The sequence below is a fragment of the Photobacterium sp. DNB22_13_2 genome (assembly GCF_052873915.1).
Genome location: NZ_JBNNXU010000006.1, coordinates 20041 through 36776, shown reverse-complemented (window position 1 = coordinate 36776; position 16736 = coordinate 20041). Strand labels below are relative to the sequence as shown.

The window sequence follows — 16736 nt, the reverse complement described above, 5'->3', positions numbered from 1 at the left end:
TAAAACAAAAATAATCAATAGATTAAGAGATACGAAACGATGAAACCAAAGCAAACCTTACTATTTATTCTTAACGATGCCCCTTATGGTTCAGAGCGTTCATTTAATGGCTTACGGTTAGCCATTAATCTCGGCGAGCAAAGTGAGGCCGACACTGAAATTAAGATCTTTTTGATGTCTGATGCTGTTAGTTGTGCACTGCCAGCCCAAACGCCGGGAGAAGGGTACAATGTCCAGCAAATGCTTGAGATTTTACTGGCTCAAGGTGCTGAAGTGAAATTGTGCAAAACATGCTGCAATGCCCGTGGTCTTTCGTCATTGCCGCTTATCGAAGGGGCTGAAATAGGCACTTTGGATGAGCTAGCGCTATGGACATTACAGGCCGATAAGGTCGTGACCTTCTGAGGTACTCATTTCGCAATGTAATTGATCAATCCGGTTTGGCTTTCAGGCCGGATAACTGTTTTTCGATAGCAGCAATACAGGTAGTAACATTAATTGGAGGCTGCTTAGGGTAGGGGTGAAGGGCATACACCGGGTTTTGACCAAGCTGGTGGTTTGGAAATAAAACCGAGAGGTGCGGTTTTTGATGAAAAATGTAGTCGGGGATGAGGCCAATTCCCGCACCGGATTCAATCAAGCTCAAACAAGTATGAAATGAATCGGCTCGGCAGGTGATATTCGCAGTGAAGTCGTGCTTTTCACTTACCATCTCTGTGTCACTCTGTAGAGCAGGCATGGTGGTAAATTGATGATGGATAGATACGGGCTGCCATTGATTGGCAATGTAACCTGCCATATCACCATCATTTTCTATCACGCCCTGAGTACCACAAAGTACATCCCTAAATTCTCCAATCCGCCTTTGCATTAATGTGTTTTCCGATGATGAGCCTACACGAATGGCAAGATCGATATGGTTTTCCATAAGGTTTAATGGTTGATCGCTACTGATCAGTTCTGGCCTTAGTTTGGGATAGGTTTTCAATAAACTGCTTATAGCTGGGGCCACTAAGGTCGCCATCAGGGCATCTGATGAGGTGATGACAATCTTGCCCTGTGGTTCTTGCTGGCTGTCTAAGGCTTGCTGCCAGGCAAAGTCTGCCAAGTCATTGAGCTTTTTGCACTCAGTGTAAAAGGCTTGGCCAGCCTGAGTCAGTGTTTGCCGCCGGGTTGTACGCTTAAGTAGACTGATCCCTAGCTCCTGTTCCAGAAGTTTAAGGTGCTGGCTGACGACAGATTTTGACAACCCAAGATTCTCGGCGGCGGTAGTGATTGAGCCGGATTCGACAATATGGGCAAACAAGGACATTTGGCGTAGGCGGTTCACTTTACTTTTTCTCTCTTATTGTCCGTAAAAACAGAACAGTCATTTCTTATACGCTTGTTTTTCTATATTAATTGAGTGCCTACACTTAGGGCAACTTGATTTAGTAATGAAATAAGGAATTGAAATGGACACATTAGCGCGTTGTAAGGCAGGTATTGCGGCATGGCAGCAGGCATTCAACCAGCAAGACGCTGCAGGGTGTGCGGCGCAATACACTGAAGATTGTGTGATGGAAGCCAAACCGTTTGGTGTTTTTGAAGGACGCGAAGCTATTCAGGGGTTTTGGCAGAACATTATCGATCAGGGTTTTGCCGAGGTTGAATACAGTGATGTTCAATGGGAAGCAGAAGGTGAAAGCGGCTTTATCTTGTCGTCTTCATGGACCATGAATAAGGCATTTGGTGTTGTACATCGTGAACATTGGGTAGTGCAAGACGATGGCAATGCTCGTTTGGTGAGTGATTACTTCGAAGTACAGGGCGAGCGGTAAGTTAGTAAAGCTTCTAGCTTCTACTTATTGGTGATGATTTTGATGAGTTGGGAGCGAAAGGGAACAGAGTTAGGCTACTCCCCATTCCCCTAGTGTGGTCGTGCTATCTCAGTGTGCGACCATAGGCTCACAGATTTTTATATCTGTACTCCCTTGTTTTGCTACACCCTCAAGATTGGTGTTTAGCGGCTGATCGGTAAAGAGGTAGGCTGCTTCTTTAATATGACCAAGCTCAATCGACCCTTTCGGAATAAATTTAGACGAGTCCAGTGCGATGATGACATGACGCGCTGACTTCATCACTGTTTGGGTGATTACGGTTTCGTTTAAATCGTATTCCAATAATGTACCGTCCACATCCATTGATGCAGCACTGGTGATCAGGTAGTCGAAGCGGAAGTGCGAGATGAAATCCAGCGCTTCTGTACCGACGATACCACCGTTAAATGCTTTGATCTTGCCGCTAGGTATTAGCACGTCAATGCTTTTATTGCTATGCAATACGTTAGCAACCCGTAAGCTATTGGTGATCACTTGAAGGTTATTCTTATCCGCAAGATGACTAGCTATCACTTCGGCCGTAGTACCGATAGTAATGAATACCGTTGAGCCATCTGGGATCAGCTCAGCAATAGCCTTGCCGATAGCATGCTTTTGCTCTGTCGCTGAAACCTTACGGATTTCGTAGTCTAGATTAGTTTTACTGGCTGGAGAGCTTGCCCCGCCATGGTGACGGATCACTAACCGGTCTTCGCTGAGCTTTTTGATATCTCGGCGAATAGTCTGTGTCGATACGTCAAGCTTCTCAGCCAGCTCTTCTACGGTGTAATAGCCCTTGTCTATTACGAGTTTTATCAGTTTATCTTGTCTTGGATTCGTCACGTTAAATCCTTTACCGCTTATATTTACCGCTATTTATTATGTAGTTGGCTATCCACTTCCGATCTTGTCGGGATGCCTTCACGACCAACACGTTTGGTGCATTTTATTGCGGTGACCGTGTTAGAGAAAATCACCGATTCACGTACTGGTATGGCCTCAGCAACGGCTACGGTCAATGCACCGTGAAAGACATCACCAGCCCCCATGGTATCAACCACGTCGACTTTAATATCAGGCTGGTGGCAGAGTTCTTCGTTTTCGAATCAGCTACAGCCTTTTGAGCCGACTGTCACATAAACTTTGCCTTTTGTCTGTTTCTGAGCGATTTTGAGCCCATCTATTGGGTCACTACTTCCAGTGAACTTTTCTAGGCCCGGTTCAGAGAATGCCACATGGTCGGCTAGCTTGAACAGATCATCTATCGTATCCGGTGTGATACCTGCGTCCAATACCGAAGGAATATCATGTTTCTTGGCTTGCTCAAGGGCGTATTTTGCCCCTTCTACCCATCTTACAGCTGGCCTTTTTTGACGGGAGATAAATACAACCATGATTAATGATAAAGGAAATTTAACCGCCAAAGCACAGAAGTTCCTGCATGGGCTTATGATCAGTTGTTGATTGGGCTAGAAAAAATAAAGCGAGGGGCTATCCCTCGCTTTTTCGTTATTGAGTCATACTGAATTGTCTTTGGTGGTAACCGTTACGTGTATTACGCTACGCGGTCTGTGTGTCTTTCGTTGTTGTTTCTTCCGTAACATCCGTCTCGATAAGTTTGTTGAGACGGGGGGCAAGGTAAACACAAACCAAGCCAACAACCGTAGAGGCGATAGCCAAGGCGTAGAAGTAGTTTCCGTAAGACGCCAAGCTCTCGACCGGCGTCATTTCTACTTCACCCGTCGACGACAACCCGGCCACCCAAGCGCCAGCGACGGAGGCCAGTGCTAAGGTCATATTCCACGCGCCATAGATAAAGCCACGGATACGGCTCGGGAACAATTTGGCAATGGCGGATAGACCAAGGGCTGAAATCAACAGTTCACCAATCGCGAATAGGAAGTGAGGGGCGGCAATCCAGAATGGATTGAGCATGCCTTTTTCATCTCCGAAGTACTGTGAGAAGCCTGCCAAACCAAAAGCTGCCGCACAGATCAGCATCCCCAGTGCAAACTTACCCGGCATAGACAAGTCTTTGCCTTTCTCGCCCAGTGTTGTGTAGATATGAGCCAAAACAGGGCTGAGGAAAATAATCCATAACGGGTTGAATGACTGATAGGAAACCGGGTTGATGGCAATACCAAAGATCTCCGCTTCCACATTATTGATGGCAAAGAAGTTCAGCGAGGTTGGCATCTGGTTGTACAACACAAAGAACGCCAAGGCTTGCCCCATTAATACCAAGCCTACGATCATTCGTTTGCGACTGGTTGGCTGCTCTTTTTTCATTTCCTTAGTGATTAAGAACAAAATGACCAGTGCAGCAAGCGCTAACATAAACTGTGCCAATGGCAGGTTGGTTAGTAGGTAGCTGGCGGTTGCAACGGCGATCAACGCACCTGATAGGAATAAAGAGTTCGTCTTGAACGGAATTGCTCGCTTGTCGGCTTCGGTTGCCTGTTTGATTTTCTTGTGAAGCAACAAGTAAGTGATCACATTCACAGCCATACCGACACCCGACAAGATAAACGCCGATGTCCAGCCTATGCTGTAAGCCATAATCGGCGCGCCAAGCTGAGCGACAAAGGCACCGATGTTGTTGACCATATAGAATAAGGTGTAGGCACCGTCAAGGCGTGGGTCATTTTTGTCATAGGCAGAGGCAATGATCGTCGGTGGTGCAACACTACCGATACCACGGCCGACTGCCACCGTACCTAAACCGACAAACACGAAATGCGGTTGGGCAGTGATCGCCGAGTAAGCAATAATAAAATAACCGAGGCCTTGGAAGAAGAAGCCCCAGACCAAGGTTCGCTTCGCGCCAAGAATTTTATCGGCTAGCCAACCACCGACAAACAACATCGCTGCGCCGAGAGCGGCGAATGCACCGAAGGTGGCGAATGAGGCTTTCTGATCAATCCCCAGCTCTTCCCCCAAGAACACAGGCAAAATGGCCCATAGGCTATAGAAAGACAACGCCCACCAAAACTGACAGGAGCATAATATATAGAAGGTTAACGGGTGTTTAGAATGATTCTTCTTCATGTGCGGAGTTCCGTTTAGCTATGCGTTTTATAGGCCTTTGGTGAAGAAAGTCTTGTAGGCTCGGTAGAGCTCATAGACATCAAATTTCGAAGACAACTCAAACGGAGAGTGCATGGAGAGCAACGCAGCTCCCGCATCAATGGTGTTGATGCCATAGTGCGCGAGGTATTTAGCCACAGTACCGCCGCCCCCTTCATCGACTTTACCCAATAGGCCGGTTTGCCAGGTGATTTCATGTTCATCGAAAATACGGCGCAATGCTGCAACATATTCGGCATCGGCGTCATTGGATGCGACTTTACCGCCATGGCCTGTGTATTTGGTCAATACCAAACCGTACCCCAACTTGGAGGCATTTTGAGCGTCATGTACTGATTCAAACAGTGGATTAAGCCCAGCATTTACATCAGAAGATAGCGCGTAGGAACGCCATAAACAGCGGCGCAGTAATTGGTCGTTATAGTTGTTGCCAGCTTGGCGGAGCAGTAACTCGCCGACAAAGAACTCCAAGTAACGAGACTCCAATCCCGTTGCACCGGATGAGCCAATTTCTTCTTTATCTACCAAGAAGCACACAGCTGTTTGCTCTGGGGTAGGGATATCAAAAATAGCTTCCAACGAGGTATAGGCACAAATACGATCATCTTGGCCGTAAGCGCCGATCAGTCCTTGGTCAATACCCACATCGCGGGCATTGCCTGCTGGTACAAGCATGAGCTCTGCAGAAATGAAATCTGTTTCGCTGATCTCATATTTTTCAAATAGCTTGGTAAGAATGTGGTGCTTCACCTTGTCTTTGACTTTCTCATCATCAAAGGCCATAGGTACTGAGCCGACAATGATCTGAAGCTCTTCACCTTTTAGGACTTCGTCAGCTTTGCGCTCGCGCTGGACTTTGCGATCGAGGTGCGGAAGTAGATCGGGAATGGTGAATACAGGATCTGACTCTTCTTCACCAATCACAATATCAACACTACGGCCTGACTTGGTCACCACAATACCGTGGAGGGCGAGGGGCCGTGATGCCCATTGATACTTCTTTATGCCACCGTAGTAATGGGTACGCATCAGTGCCAGCTCATTTTTCTCATGCATTGGATTTGGTTTTAAATCCAGTCGTGGAGAGTCGATGTGCGAAACAACAAAACGGATTCCATCTTGAATGGATTGGTGACCAATAATAGCCAGTACAACGTTTTTATTTCGATTAATGAAGTAGACTTTATCGCCGGGTTGTAATTGCTCATATTCTCCTATTGGGTGAAAACCATGTTGCTTGGCTTGTTCGATAGCGACATTGACGCACTGCCGCTCTGTTTTACCTTTATTGAGGAAGTGTTTGTAATCTTCGCAGAAATGATTGATGTCATTAATTTGAGTGTTGTCGAGATTTAACCAACCATTTGTATATTGCAGCGTTTCCATTGCTTATCTCCATAAGGGGGATGAGTGCTCGATGCGAAGATTATCATTCTGGATTTGTGATTTAATGTGAGTTTGATCTGCTTACAAAGACAAAATTATTAGATTTTAGTGCTGATTTATTGACTGGTTTGTAATTAATTATTCCGCAATTCGTGTTTTTGTGTTGTTTGCGGAGAAATGCTTGTCTGTACCGAAAATAAAGAGGTCTGTTGCATTTGAATGCCTATTGCTCGCGAAAGTTTCATCATGAAAATTAAAAATAACAGAAAGTGAAAGGGGGGTATTTCGGATAGATAACCTGCAGAAAATGGTAGCTTGTATTTACAGTGGAATAACTATTATCGCGTCAATAAAAGCACAATACTTTTATTGAGTTAAATGATTAGTTTTTCTAATCCTTTATTTGATCTGACCTAAAGTACTGCATTTATAAAATATTGTTGAATCATGATCACACTTGTTTCCTTATCGAGTATAAATTCACTATAAGTAGAATAAATACGTCAATATTCACTATTGGAACATTTTTACTATCATGCTGGTAACGGTTCATTCACGTAAGAGCGGTTTTTATAAGCATTAATATGACTTGGGTATCATAATAGTACGTGATGCAGAGTTTTATACTGGAATTGGGCTTTGCTCACAAAAAATATGACATTACTAATTATAATCAACCGTAAGTTTTACGAACAAGAAGCTAATACTGGGTAAGACTTGAAGTATAAGATAAAAATCTACCCTAGAGAGATACAGCAGTCCATTTGGTGGTTCAAGGTATTGGATCTTGATATTTGGTTCTCATGCAAAGTTGGTCTGCACAAACTGATTTGTTCTATATGCACTCTTTCTATCTATTTATATAAGAGTGTGGTGTGAAATAGTAATCGGTGAATAATATGTCAGAACTTTACGATGTCATTATTATCGGTGGCGGGGCTGGTGGAATGTCTGCTGGTGTCTATGCCGCGCGCGGTAAAATGAAAACCCTGATCATTGAAGATAAAAGGAATACGGGTGGTCAGGCAGCAACAACAAACGAAATGGAAAACTATCCCGGTATTCTGGAGGCTACTGGCCCGCAGTTGATGGATATGTTCCGTGAGCACTGTAATAAATTTGGTGTGGATTTTGTTCGTGGTTTGGTTACCAATATTTCTATTGCTGAAGACGGCTTTATTAAAACCCTGACCACAAATAAAGGCGAAACGTACCAGACCAAAAGCATTATTGTCGCAACGGGGGCGACACCTCGCATCCTCGGCATTAACGGTGAGTCTGAGTTCCGCGGTAAAGGGGTCTCTTACTGCGCCACATGCGATGCTGACTTTTATGAAGAGCTAGATGTAGTAGTGGTTGGCTCGGGAAATACTGCGGTTGAAGAGTCCGTTTTCCTCACTAAGTTTGTCAACAAAGTCACCATGATTGTACTGCATGATCAAGGCATCCTTGATGCGGATCGTACGGCACAGGAGCAGGCTTTCGCCAACGATAAAATTGAGTTTGTCTGGAACTCTGTGGTGGAAGAAATTACCGGTGATGAGTTGGTTAGTGGCGTTAAGTTAAAAAGCCTTAAAACAGGTGAGATTACTGAAATTGCAACAGACGGTGTCTTCATGTTTGTCGGTACCGTGCCAAAAACGGATTTCATTAAAGAGCAAGTGGCGTTAACCCCGCAAGGTTATGTCATGACAAATGAAAAACAAGAAACAAACGTGCCGGGTATTTTTGCGGTTGGTGATGTCACTGACAAATTCCTTCGTCAGGTGGTTACCGCAGCAGGTGATGGTGCTGTAGCAGCCGTGGCTGCTGACCGCTATATCGAAGAAGAAGAAAACTGGCGTAAATCAGTCTCTGAATTCGGTGGTACGGCGATGGTGGCATTTTGGAATCCGCTAAGTAAAGAAAGCTTAGATGTGATTAACCAGCTTGAATTAAATTGCCAAGATAACCCCGATCAGCGTGTTGTGACTATCGATACCTATAAGAGCCAGAATATTGCGAGTCGATTTTCGGTATCTGAAGTGCCTGTTGTGATCCGATTTGACGCTGGGCAGGAAGCCAAGCGAGTAGATGTTAAGGATATTACTGAGTTAGAAACTCTGTATTAAGGGAAACGCAATGATAGAACTAACCAAAGAAAACTTTGATGCTGAAGTCAAAACTGATGGCATCGTATTGGTGGATTTCTGGAGCGAAAACTGTGGCCGCTGCATCGAACTGATGCCAGAAGTTATGGAACTTGCTGAGAAATACGGCAATGAAATCAAATTCTGCAAGCTAAATATTCAGGGCAACCGTCGCTTGGCGATGGCGCAGAAAGTGATGGGCCTTCCGTCTTTTGTTTTCTACCGTAACGGGGAGAAAGCTGAGCACCTATCTGGTGAAGAATTAGAAATCGAATATGTTGAAAGCATGATCGAAAGCTTTGTGGCCGAAACGGCCTAAGATAGCAACGAATTTGTATTGAATGGGTGATCAGCCCGTTGGCACAAATAAACCGGTGAGCAGTCACCACACAGTAAAAGCTTTGTAATTCAGAGCTATGTAATCAAAAACTATGTAATCCGTACCCTTGGAGTGAACAATGCTCAAAGATAAGAAAGTGATTATCTTGGGAGACAGAGACGGTGTACCAGGACAAGCTATTGAAGCTTGTATCAAATCAGCTGGTGCGCATGTTCTTTTCTCTACAACTGAGTGTTTCGTCTGAACCAGCGCAGGTGCTATGGATCTGGAAAACCAAAAGCGGATCAAAGGTTTTGCTGACGAGTTCGGCCCAGAAAATCTGGTTGTCGTCCTTGGCGGTGCAGAAGCGGAAGCTTCTGGCCTCGCATGTGAAACCGTAACAAACGGCGATCCTACTTTTGCCGGACCATTAGCCGGAGTCCAGTTGGGACTCTCTTGTTATCATGTGGTTGAGCCGGAAATAAAAGACAATGTCGACGCTGCTATCTATGACGAGCAGGTCAGCATGATGGAAATGGTACTTGATGTCGATGCCATCGTGGCAGAGGTCAAAGAGTATCGTGAGCAATTTGGAATGTATGTTTAATCGGGAGAAAGATTGTGTTCGCTAATAAAACAGTGATCATTCTTGGAGACCGCGATGGCGTACCTGGGCAGGCAATCGAAGCTTGCATGAAAACCACAGGTGCTCACGTTGCTTTCTCTACTACAGAATGTTTCGTCTGAACAAGCGCTGGCGCAATGGATCTTGAGAACCAAAAGCGGATTAAAAACCTTGCAGAGGAAAAAGGCGCAGAGAATCTCGTTGTGATTCTTGGCGGCGCAGAAGCAGAAGCTTCTGGCCTCGCATGTGAAACCGTCACCACCGGCGATCCGACTTTTGCAGGACCATTGGCGGGAGTCCAGTTAGGACTTTCTTGTTATCACGTGGTTGAAGACGAAGTTAAAAATGCTGTCGATCCGGTTGTTTATGAAGAACAAGTTGGAATGATGGAAATGGTACTTGATGTCGATGCTATCAAAGCGGAAATGCAACAATACCGCAGCGAAACTGCATTAGCATAAGTATATCTCAATGCTGGTTCGGGCCTGTTTATAAACGGGCCCGAACCTATTATCCGGCTCGGATGCAGGAGTAACAATGGGATACGCAGTAATCAAAGGCGTGAGCTATATGCTCGCCCATACCCCAGATGTATTGATCCAACACGGTTCGGTGCAAGTTCAGACTAGGGCAAAAGACCCATCAGATGCCTACTTGCAGCAGTTGAAAGACCACCTTCGCCCATTTGAAGAAGTGGTATCTTACCCCGCGAACCAGTGCTACATCGGAAACTTGACCCCAGAGCAGTTGGCCGACATTCCCCTTCCTTGGTTTGAGAATAAGGAACATACCTCTGAGCAAGGCAAGTTTGGTGAAATCTATAGCCAGCCACAATTTTATGCCATGTTGAACCACGTCGATGTGTTCAACTTGGTCCACCTAACCCAAGAATTCATTGATGCCTACCAGTCCAGTGTTGGTCAACACCCGCTATACGGAGAGGTGGATTTACTGGCTGGCCACCTGGTGATCAGCAAAGATGAGATCTTGGCGTTGGTTGAGCATCATCAGGCCGAAGTGCTGATGATGAATGGTGAGTTGGTCGGTTGTGTGAAAGCCGCTCACGACGAAGACGAAAACTTATCTGCCCATATTATGCTGGAAAACCTATGTACCAAGGCATCGGGTGTGATGGCGGCAATGCACCTCAAGCAGCAGGGCATTGAGCTTGATAACGTTGATTACATTATCGAGTGTTCAGAAGAAGCCTGTGGTGATATTAACCAGCGCGGTGGCGGTAACTTCGCGAAAGCGATCGGTGAAGTTGTCGGTTGTAATCGTGCAACGGGCTCTGATGTCCGTGGTTTCTGTGCCGCACCAGCCCATGCCCTGACCTTGGCTGCAGCACTGGTTAAATCAGGCGTGTTCAAGAACGTGATGGTCGTCGCTGGCGGTGCGGTTGCCAAGCTGGGCATGAACGGTCGTGACCATGTGAAGCAAAACATGCCGGTATTGGAAGATTGCTTGGCAGGATTTGCCTGCATGGTGACTGAAAACGACGGTGTCAGCCCTGAAATCAATACTGACATTATCGGTCGCCACCAGATCGGTACGGGGTCATCGCCTCAGGCTGTAATGACCGCCCTGATTGCTAGCCCGCTCAAAGCCGCAGGCATGAAAATGACCGACATCGATAAATATTCGGTCGAAATGCAAAACCCAGAAATCACCAAGCCTGCCGGTGCCGGTAATGTGCCTGAATCAAACTACAAGATGATTGCGGCATTAGCGGTCAAAGAAGGCCAGATGGAGCGCACTCAACTCCCTGCTTTTGTCCAGCAGCATGGCATGACAGGTTTTGCGCCAACCCAAGGCCACATCCCATCTGGGGTACCATTCCTTGGCTTTGGCCGTGAAATGATCGTCAACGGTGAAATCAACAATTTCATGATGGTCGGTAAAGGTAGCTTGTTCCTAGGTCGTATGACCAACCTGTTTGATGGCCTCAGCTTTGTGGTACAGAAGAACAGCGGCAAGCAGGCAGAAGCCTTTGACGAAAAGCAGGTTAAACAAGTCGTTGCGCAGGCGATGCGTGATGTGGCTGAGAACTTACTGACCCCTCAACAGGGCAAGCAGTAACCGGAGGCTGAGATGGCGAATATTAATCAACAGCTGGCCGATACTTTCAATGCCATGGCAGATGGTTTGGAGAGTGGTCAGTTTGGCAAAAAACGTCGCATCGGCCTGAGTCTGATTGGCAGTGAGCACGGCTGTGAAGAGTTGCTGCGCGGGGTGCAAATGGTCGCCCGCCAATACAGTGATATCGAACCTGTCTTGATTGGTTGCGATAGATCAGATTGTGATTTCGAATGTTATCCGGCTGCGGATCTGCATGAGTGCCACAAGGTGATGGAAAAGCTGTTTGCCGAGCAGCAGCTCGACGGCTGTGTCACCCTCCATTACGCTTTTCCTCTAGGGGTTAGCACTATGGGTAAGGTGGTGACACCGGCAACGGGGCGCGAGATGATTATCGCCTCAACGACAGGCACGACAGATACCCAGCGTCAGGCGGCCATGCTGAAAAATGCGATTTATGGCATTGCTCTGGCGAAATCAACAGGGATCGAAAAACCGACTGTGGGTGTGCTCAATGTTGATGGTGCGGCAGTGTGCGAACGGGCACTGCGTGAGCTCCAGCAGGGTGGTTATGACATTCAGTTTGCTGAGTCTGGACGGGCCGATGGTGGTATTGCCATGCGTGGCAACGATCTGCTTCAAGGCACGCCGGATGTGATGGTCACGGATAGCCTGACAGGTAACCTGCTAATGAAAATGTTCTCGTCATTTACGACTGGTGGTAGTTATGAAGCTTCTGGCTTTGGCTATGGACCGGGCTTAGGTGAGGGCGCGACGAAACAACCTGTGAATATCATCTCACGGGCGTCAGGCGCACCGGTCGTGGCTGGTGCCATGAGGTTGTGTGCTGACGCAGCGAGAGGAGAGGTTATGAAGCGCGTTGAAGAGGAATGGGAAGCCGCGACACTATCAGGGTTAAACAGTGTACTGACCAAGTATTGTACGGCGAAGCCGACCGCTGAAGTGAAAGATGCGGTGGTTGCCCCACCAGAGAAAGTCACTGATGCAGAAATAGGCGGGATCGACATCCTCACTATCGAAGATGCCTGCCAGGCACTGTGGAAAGCGAAGATTTTTGCCCGCACGGGGATGGGCTGTACAGGCCCTATTGTGCTAGTGGCAAAAGATGATTTGGAACAAGCAAAAAACCAGTTAGTTGAGGCAGACTATATCAGCTGACATGGATTTATGCTTTAAATCCAGATAATTACGCTATTCTGTTTTATTGGAATAGATCATCGGGTACTTAGGTGTTTGTAGTTGTTACAGCTTGCTGAGTACCCTTACCGTCCACTTTAAAGGAAATAGAGATGACAGAGAAAGTACGTCTGACGCAGATGACCAAGAAAGCCGGGTGAGCAGCTAAAATAGGCCCCAAGGCCATGGCGCAGGTTCTGCAGTCCATTTCACCCCTTTTTCCCGAACAAGCGTATCCCAATCTGATGGTTGGGCTGACGGTAAGTGATGATGCTGCCGTCTACAAAATTAACGACGATGTTGCCGTTATCCAAACATTGGATTTCTTTACTCCAATTGTGGATGACCCCTATGACTTTGGTGCCATTGCAGCGGCGAATGCCCTCAGTGATGTCTATGCCATGGGCGGGCAGGTAACACTGGCAATGAATATCTTTTGTGTGCCAACCGACCTTCCACAAGAGGTTGTCGGCCAAATCCTCAAAGGTGGGGCGGAGAAAGTCCGTGAAGCTGGCGCGGTATTGGTAGGCGGTCATACAGTGGAAGACAGCGAGCCGAAATTTGGCTTGTCTGTCATGGGTACCATCCACCCGTCTAAAGTGCAAACCAAGGCGGCGGTGGAAAGTGGCGATGTACTGGTACTGACCAAACCGATTGGTACCGGACTGATCTCAACAGCTGCGAAACGCGATAAAGCGAGTCAGGCGGCGATTCAAGCCTCTACTGACAATATGAAAAAGCTAAACCGCAAGGCGGCCGAGATTTTTGCCAACTACCCCGTTAAAGCTTGTACTGATGTTACTGGTTACTCTCTGCTAGGCCATGCCCATGAAATGGCAGAGAAAAGTGATATCTGTATGCACTTCAAGGCGGAGCAGGTGCCGTTCTTACCAGAAGCTGAAGACTATGCTGCCCAGGGGTTATTCCCGGGTGGGGCGAAACGCAACCTCGATGCGTATCGTGAAGACATAGCTTTCGACGATGGTTTGGATGAAAGTTGGCATCGCAAGCTGTGCTGCCCGGAAACATCCGGTGGCCTGCTGGCAGCTGTACCAAAAGATTGTCTGGATGCGTTATTAACTGAATTTAGCAGTCAAGATGAACCCTGTTGGGTTGTCGGGTTTGCCGAGGATGGTTCTGGCCTTAAGGTCAGCTAACTCGGTATCTAATCAGGTTGTCCGGCTTCAGCCGAAGCCGGCACCTTGCTAAATCAATTCTATCTTGGGATCTCCTCCCATTTGACGCTTGTTTGGAGAAACACATGAAACTCGAACTAGGCAATATCCATGTTCGTGGTCTGGCCTTTGGTCCAGTAAGCGAAGTCAAAGAAAATACCGTGGTCATTGATCAGCAGGCATTAATTGCCCATCTGACTGAGTTGGATCACCGTATCACCGCGTTAACTCTTTCTATCGCCAAACCTGGCGACAGTGTTCGTATTATGCCGGTTAAAGATGTTATCGAACCGCGAGTGAAAGTTGGCTGCGAGGGTAACATTTTCCCTGGCCGTCACCTTGGTGAAGAAGCCATGGTCGGTGAAGGCCGTACTCACGTGCTGAAAGGTATGGCGGTAGTGACTACCGGTGAGATCGTTGGTTTCCAAGAAGGGATCATCGACATGAGCGGTCCGGGTGCTGACTATACGCCGTTCTCATCAACACTGAACTTGGTAATTCAGTGCGAAGTTGACGAAAGCTGTAACCAATACGATCACGAGGGCGTGGTTCGTTTAGTGGGTTTGGAAGCCGCCCGCTGGATTGGCAGCTTGGCTGAACATATTGAGCCGGAAGACATTCAGACTTACGAAACCAAGCCATTGCTGGAGCAAGCGACAGAGTTCCCTCACCTGCCTAAAGTGGGTTATGTTTACATGCTGCAAAGCCAAGGTTTGTTGCACGACACTTACTACTACGGTGTCGATGTAAAAGGCATTCTGCCTACGCTGATGTATCCAACAGAAGTCATGGACGGTGCGATTATCAGTGGTAACTGTGTATCGGCCTGTGACAAGAACACCAGTTTTGTTCACCAGAACAGCCCGGTAATCTACGACCTATACCGTCATCACGGTACCAAGTACAACTTCATGGGCGTTATCGTGACTAACGAAAACGTTACCTTGAGAGACAAAGAGCGTTCGTCGAACTTTACCGTCAAGCTTGCCAAGCAAATGGGCTGGGATGCTGCCATTGTCAGTGAAGAAGGCTTTGGTAACCCAGATGCTGACCTCATGATGAACTGCGCCAAGTTGGAAGCTGCAGGCATCAAGACCGTACTTCTGACCGACGAATACGCTGGCCAGAACGGTGAAAGCCAGTCACTGGCCGACTCACACAAGAGTGCGGACGCGGTGATCACCAACGGTAACGCCAACCAGCTTGTCACGCTGCCAGCAATGGACACCGTGATCGGTTATGACCGTTACGCCGATGTGGTTGCCGGGGGCTTCAATGGCAGCTTGCATGAAGATGGCTCGATCACTGTAGAACTACAGGCGATTATCGGCGCGACCAGTGAGCTTGGTTTCCATACCCTCACCACCAAAGCTAGCTAAGCGAGGACACTCAAATGACAATTAAAGTCGTATATTACTTAAACCAGTTCTTCGCCCAGAAAGGCGGTGAAGAGATGGCCCACATTCCGATGGAAGTGGTTGAAGGTACTGTTGGTGTGGGCACGCAAGTGAACACCATGCTGCAGGACAGAGCGGAAGTGACTCACACCATTATCTGTGGTGACTCTTACTTCAATGAAAATGAAAGCCTATGCTGTCATGGCCTGCAGGAAATCCTTGCGCAGCTAAAGCCAGATCTTGTGGTTGCGGGCCCAGCTTTCAACGCAGGTCGTTACGGGATGGCTTGTGGTACGGTTGCGAAAGTGGCACATAAGATGGGTATTTCAACCATTTCGGGTATGTACATCGAAAACCCAGGCTACGAGCTTTTCCGCCAGTATGCCTACATGGTAGAGACGGGCAATAGCGCAGCGAGCATGCGTAAAGCGATTCCTGCCATGGTTAAAATGATTAACCGCTTCATCGACACTGAAGGTGAAATGGGCTCACCAGAAGAAGCTGGCTATATGCCTCGCGGTATCCGTGTTAACTTCTTCGCACAAAAACGCGGTTCAGAGCGTGCTGTCGATTTGCTTATCAACAAGCTTTCGGGCGATGATTTTACCACCGAATACCCAATGCCTGTCTTTGACCGTGTTGAGCCTCAGCCTCCGGTTGACATGCTGAGCACTGCGAAGTTTGCGTTAGTTACTTCTGGTGGTGTGGTGCCAAAAGGTAACCCTGACCATATTGAGTCTTCTAGTGCGTCTAAGTACGGTGAGTACAGCATTCAAGGCTTGGAAATGCTGACGGAAGATACCCATGAAACAGCGCACGGTGGGTATGACCCAGTGGCATGTAACCAAAATCCTAACCGTGTATTGCCAGTTGATGTGTTACGCGACATGGAACGTGAAGGGGTTATCGGTAGCCTGTACGACACCTTCTACACAACGGTAGGTAATGGTACTGCGGTAGCGAAAGCCAAAGAATATGGCGCAGAGATTGCGATGAAACTGCAAAAAGCCGGGGTGACCGCAGCTATCTTTACCTCTACTTGAGGCACTTGCACACGTTGCGGTGCAACGATGGTCAAAGAAATCGAGAAAGTTATGCCTGTAGTTCACATTGCAACTGTTGTTCCTATTTCAAAAACAGTCGGTGCGAACCGTATTATTCCTGCTGTCGCTATTCCTCACCCTCTGGGGGATCCGAAAATGCAGCCGAAGGAAGAAAAATACATGCGTCGTCAGTTAGTTGAAAAGGCACTAAGTGCTCTTCAAACTAAGATTGATGACCAAACGGTATTCTAAGTCGATCCTTGTGTAATTGCCAAATTACATGAGACCAAGCCAGCCGGAAACGGCTGGTTTTTTTATATATCATCACATGTTTATGTAATTCCGAAATGTAATAAAGAAAGTCATTTGTGAACGTGGTTATATAACCTCTTTTATATTATGGTTATTAATGGTGTCTTTTGACTAAAAGGTTATACACCGAT

At 47.1% G+C, this 16736-nt stretch carries 15 protein-coding genes and 1 pseudogene; 11 read left to right on the top strand and 5 right to left on the bottom strand.

The features are described from left to right. The first annotated feature begins 39 nt into the window (after positions 1 to 39). Positions 40 to 405: a DsrE/DsrF/TusD sulfur relay family protein gene (locus ACVA58_RS10885; RefSeq protein ID WP_446510467.1), complete on the top strand. Its 366-nt coding sequence runs from the start codon at positions 40 to 42 to the stop codon at positions 403 to 405. Between the two features lie 25 nt (positions 406 to 430). Here the strand turns inward: ACVA58_RS10885 and ACVA58_RS10880 are convergent, their stop codons facing one another. Next, positions 431 to 1330 carry a LysR family transcriptional regulator gene (locus ACVA58_RS10880; protein WP_446510466.1) on the bottom strand — a complete coding sequence of 300 codons (900 nt, stop codon included), beginning with the start codon at positions 1328 to 1330 and terminating at the stop codon, positions 431 to 433. 124 nt (positions 1331 to 1454) lie between these two features. On the opposite strand from ACVA58_RS10880, the gene ACVA58_RS10875 reads away from it, so the two are divergent. Continuing rightward, positions 1455 to 1820: a YybH family protein gene (locus ACVA58_RS10875; RefSeq protein WP_446510465.1), complete on the top strand. Its 366-nt coding sequence runs from the start codon at positions 1455 to 1457 to the stop codon at positions 1818 to 1820. A 108-nt stretch (positions 1821 to 1928) separates the two neighbouring features. Here the strand turns inward: ACVA58_RS10875 and ACVA58_RS10870 are convergent, their stop codons facing one another. The 4 genes and pseudogenes from ACVA58_RS10870 to ACVA58_RS10855 form a co-directional block, all read right to left on the bottom strand. Continuing rightward, complete coding sequence (locus tag ACVA58_RS10870; protein ID WP_446510464.1) at positions 1929 to 2702, bottom strand: DeoR/GlpR family DNA-binding transcription regulator; 774 nt, start codon at positions 2700 to 2702, stop codon at positions 1929 to 1931. Between the two features lie 29 nt (positions 2703 to 2731). Further along, positions 2732 to 3253: pseudogene (locus ACVA58_RS10865) on the bottom strand (PfkB family carbohydrate kinase). A gap of 166 nt (positions 3254 to 3419) precedes the next feature. Beyond that, entirely contained in the window at positions 3420 to 4907 is a 1488-nt protein-coding gene (locus ACVA58_RS10860; RefSeq protein ID WP_446510463.1) for an oligopeptide:H+ symporter, read from the bottom strand. Positions 4908 to 4934: 27 nt separating this feature from the next. Beyond that, the gene (locus tag ACVA58_RS10855; protein ID WP_446510462.1) at positions 4935 to 6332 is read right to left on the bottom strand and encodes an aminopeptidase; all 1398 of its coding nucleotides are present in this window, start codon (positions 6330 to 6332) and stop codon (positions 4935 to 4937) included. Between the two features lie 899 nt (positions 6333 to 7231). Between ACVA58_RS10855 and trxB the strand changes: the two genes are divergently transcribed. From trxB to grdB, 9 genes are all read left to right on the top strand, one after another. Next, a complete protein-coding gene (trxB, locus tag ACVA58_RS10850; protein ID WP_446510461.1) occupies positions 7232 to 8443 on the top strand; it encodes a thioredoxin-disulfide reductase in 1212 nt (403 codons plus the stop codon). Positions 8444 to 8453: 10 nt separating this feature from the next. Beyond that, positions 8454 to 8780: a thioredoxin TrxA gene (gene trxA / locus ACVA58_RS10845; RefSeq protein WP_446510460.1), complete on the top strand. Its 327-nt coding sequence runs from the start codon at positions 8454 to 8456 to the stop codon at positions 8778 to 8780. A 139-nt stretch (positions 8781 to 8919) separates the two neighbouring features. After that, positions 8920 to 9387, top strand: a complete 468-nt coding sequence (gene grdA, locus ACVA58_RS10840; protein ID WP_428648860.1) for a glycine/sarcosine/betaine reductase complex selenoprotein A — start codon at positions 8920 to 8922, stop codon at positions 9385 to 9387. Between the two features lie 14 nt (positions 9388 to 9401). After that, positions 9402 to 9866 (top strand): glycine/sarcosine/betaine reductase complex selenoprotein A, encoded by a 465-nt coding sequence (gene grdA, locus ACVA58_RS10835; protein ID WP_446510459.1) that lies wholly within the window; start codon positions 9402 to 9404, stop codon positions 9864 to 9866. A 76-nt stretch (positions 9867 to 9942) separates the two neighbouring features. Next, on the top strand, positions 9943 to 11484 hold the full coding sequence (gene grdC / locus ACVA58_RS10830; RefSeq protein ID WP_446510458.1) for a glycine/sarcosine/betaine reductase complex component C subunit beta: 1542 nt from the start codon (positions 9943 to 9945) through the stop codon (positions 11482 to 11484). A 12-nt stretch (positions 11485 to 11496) separates the two neighbouring features. Then, positions 11497 to 12660 carry a glycine/sarcosine/betaine reductase complex component C subunit alpha gene (gene grdD / locus ACVA58_RS10825; RefSeq protein ID WP_446510457.1) on the top strand — a complete coding sequence of 388 codons (1164 nt, stop codon included), beginning with the start codon at positions 11497 to 11499 and terminating at the stop codon, positions 12658 to 12660. A 131-nt stretch (positions 12661 to 12791) separates the two neighbouring features. Continuing rightward, entirely contained in the window at positions 12792 to 13835 is a 1044-nt protein-coding gene (gene selD / locus ACVA58_RS10820) for a selenide, water dikinase SelD (protein ID WP_446510456.1), read from the top strand. A gap of 104 nt (positions 13836 to 13939) precedes the next feature. Continuing rightward, positions 13940 to 15232 carry a glycine/sarcosine/betaine reductase component B subunit gene (locus ACVA58_RS10815; RefSeq protein ID WP_446510455.1) on the top strand — a complete coding sequence of 431 codons (1293 nt, stop codon included), beginning with the start codon at positions 13940 to 13942 and terminating at the stop codon, positions 15230 to 15232. Between the two features lie 14 nt (positions 15233 to 15246). Continuing rightward, entirely contained in the window at positions 15247 to 16545 is a 1299-nt protein-coding gene (gene grdB, locus ACVA58_RS10810; RefSeq protein ID WP_446510454.1) for a glycine reductase complex selenoprotein B, read from the top strand. The last annotated feature ends 191 nt before the right edge of the window (positions 16546 to 16736 follow it).

What these genes read in the sequence shown, in the direction of transcription:
- ACVA58_RS10885 (WP_446510467.1), top strand. Translation starts at nt 40, where the DNA reads ATGAAACCAAAGCAAACCTTACTATTTATTCTTAACGATGCCCCTTAT.
- ACVA58_RS10875 (WP_446510465.1), top strand. Translation starts at nt 1,455, where the DNA reads ATGGACACATTAGCGCGTTGTAAGGCAGGTATTGCGGCATGGCAGCAG.
- ACVA58_RS10860 (WP_446510463.1), bottom strand. Translation starts at nt 4,907, where the DNA reads ATGAAGAAGAATCATTCTAAACACCCGTTAACCTTCTATATATTATGC.
- ACVA58_RS10855 (WP_446510462.1), bottom strand. Translation starts at nt 6,332, where the DNA reads ATGGAAACGCTGCAATATACAAATGGTTGGTTAAATCTCGACAACACT.
- trxB (WP_446510461.1), top strand. Translation starts at nt 7,232, where the DNA reads ATGTCAGAACTTTACGATGTCATTATTATCGGTGGCGGGGCTGGTGGA.
- trxA (WP_446510460.1), top strand. Translation starts at nt 8,454, where the DNA reads ATGATAGAACTAACCAAAGAAAACTTTGATGCTGAAGTCAAAACTGAT.
- grdC (WP_446510458.1), top strand. Translation starts at nt 9,943, where the DNA reads ATGGGATACGCAGTAATCAAAGGCGTGAGCTATATGCTCGCCCATACC.
- grdD (WP_446510457.1), top strand. Translation starts at nt 11,497, where the DNA reads ATGGCGAATATTAATCAACAGCTGGCCGATACTTTCAATGCCATGGCA.
- ACVA58_RS10815 (WP_446510455.1), top strand. Translation starts at nt 13,940, where the DNA reads ATGAAACTCGAACTAGGCAATATCCATGTTCGTGGTCTGGCCTTTGGT.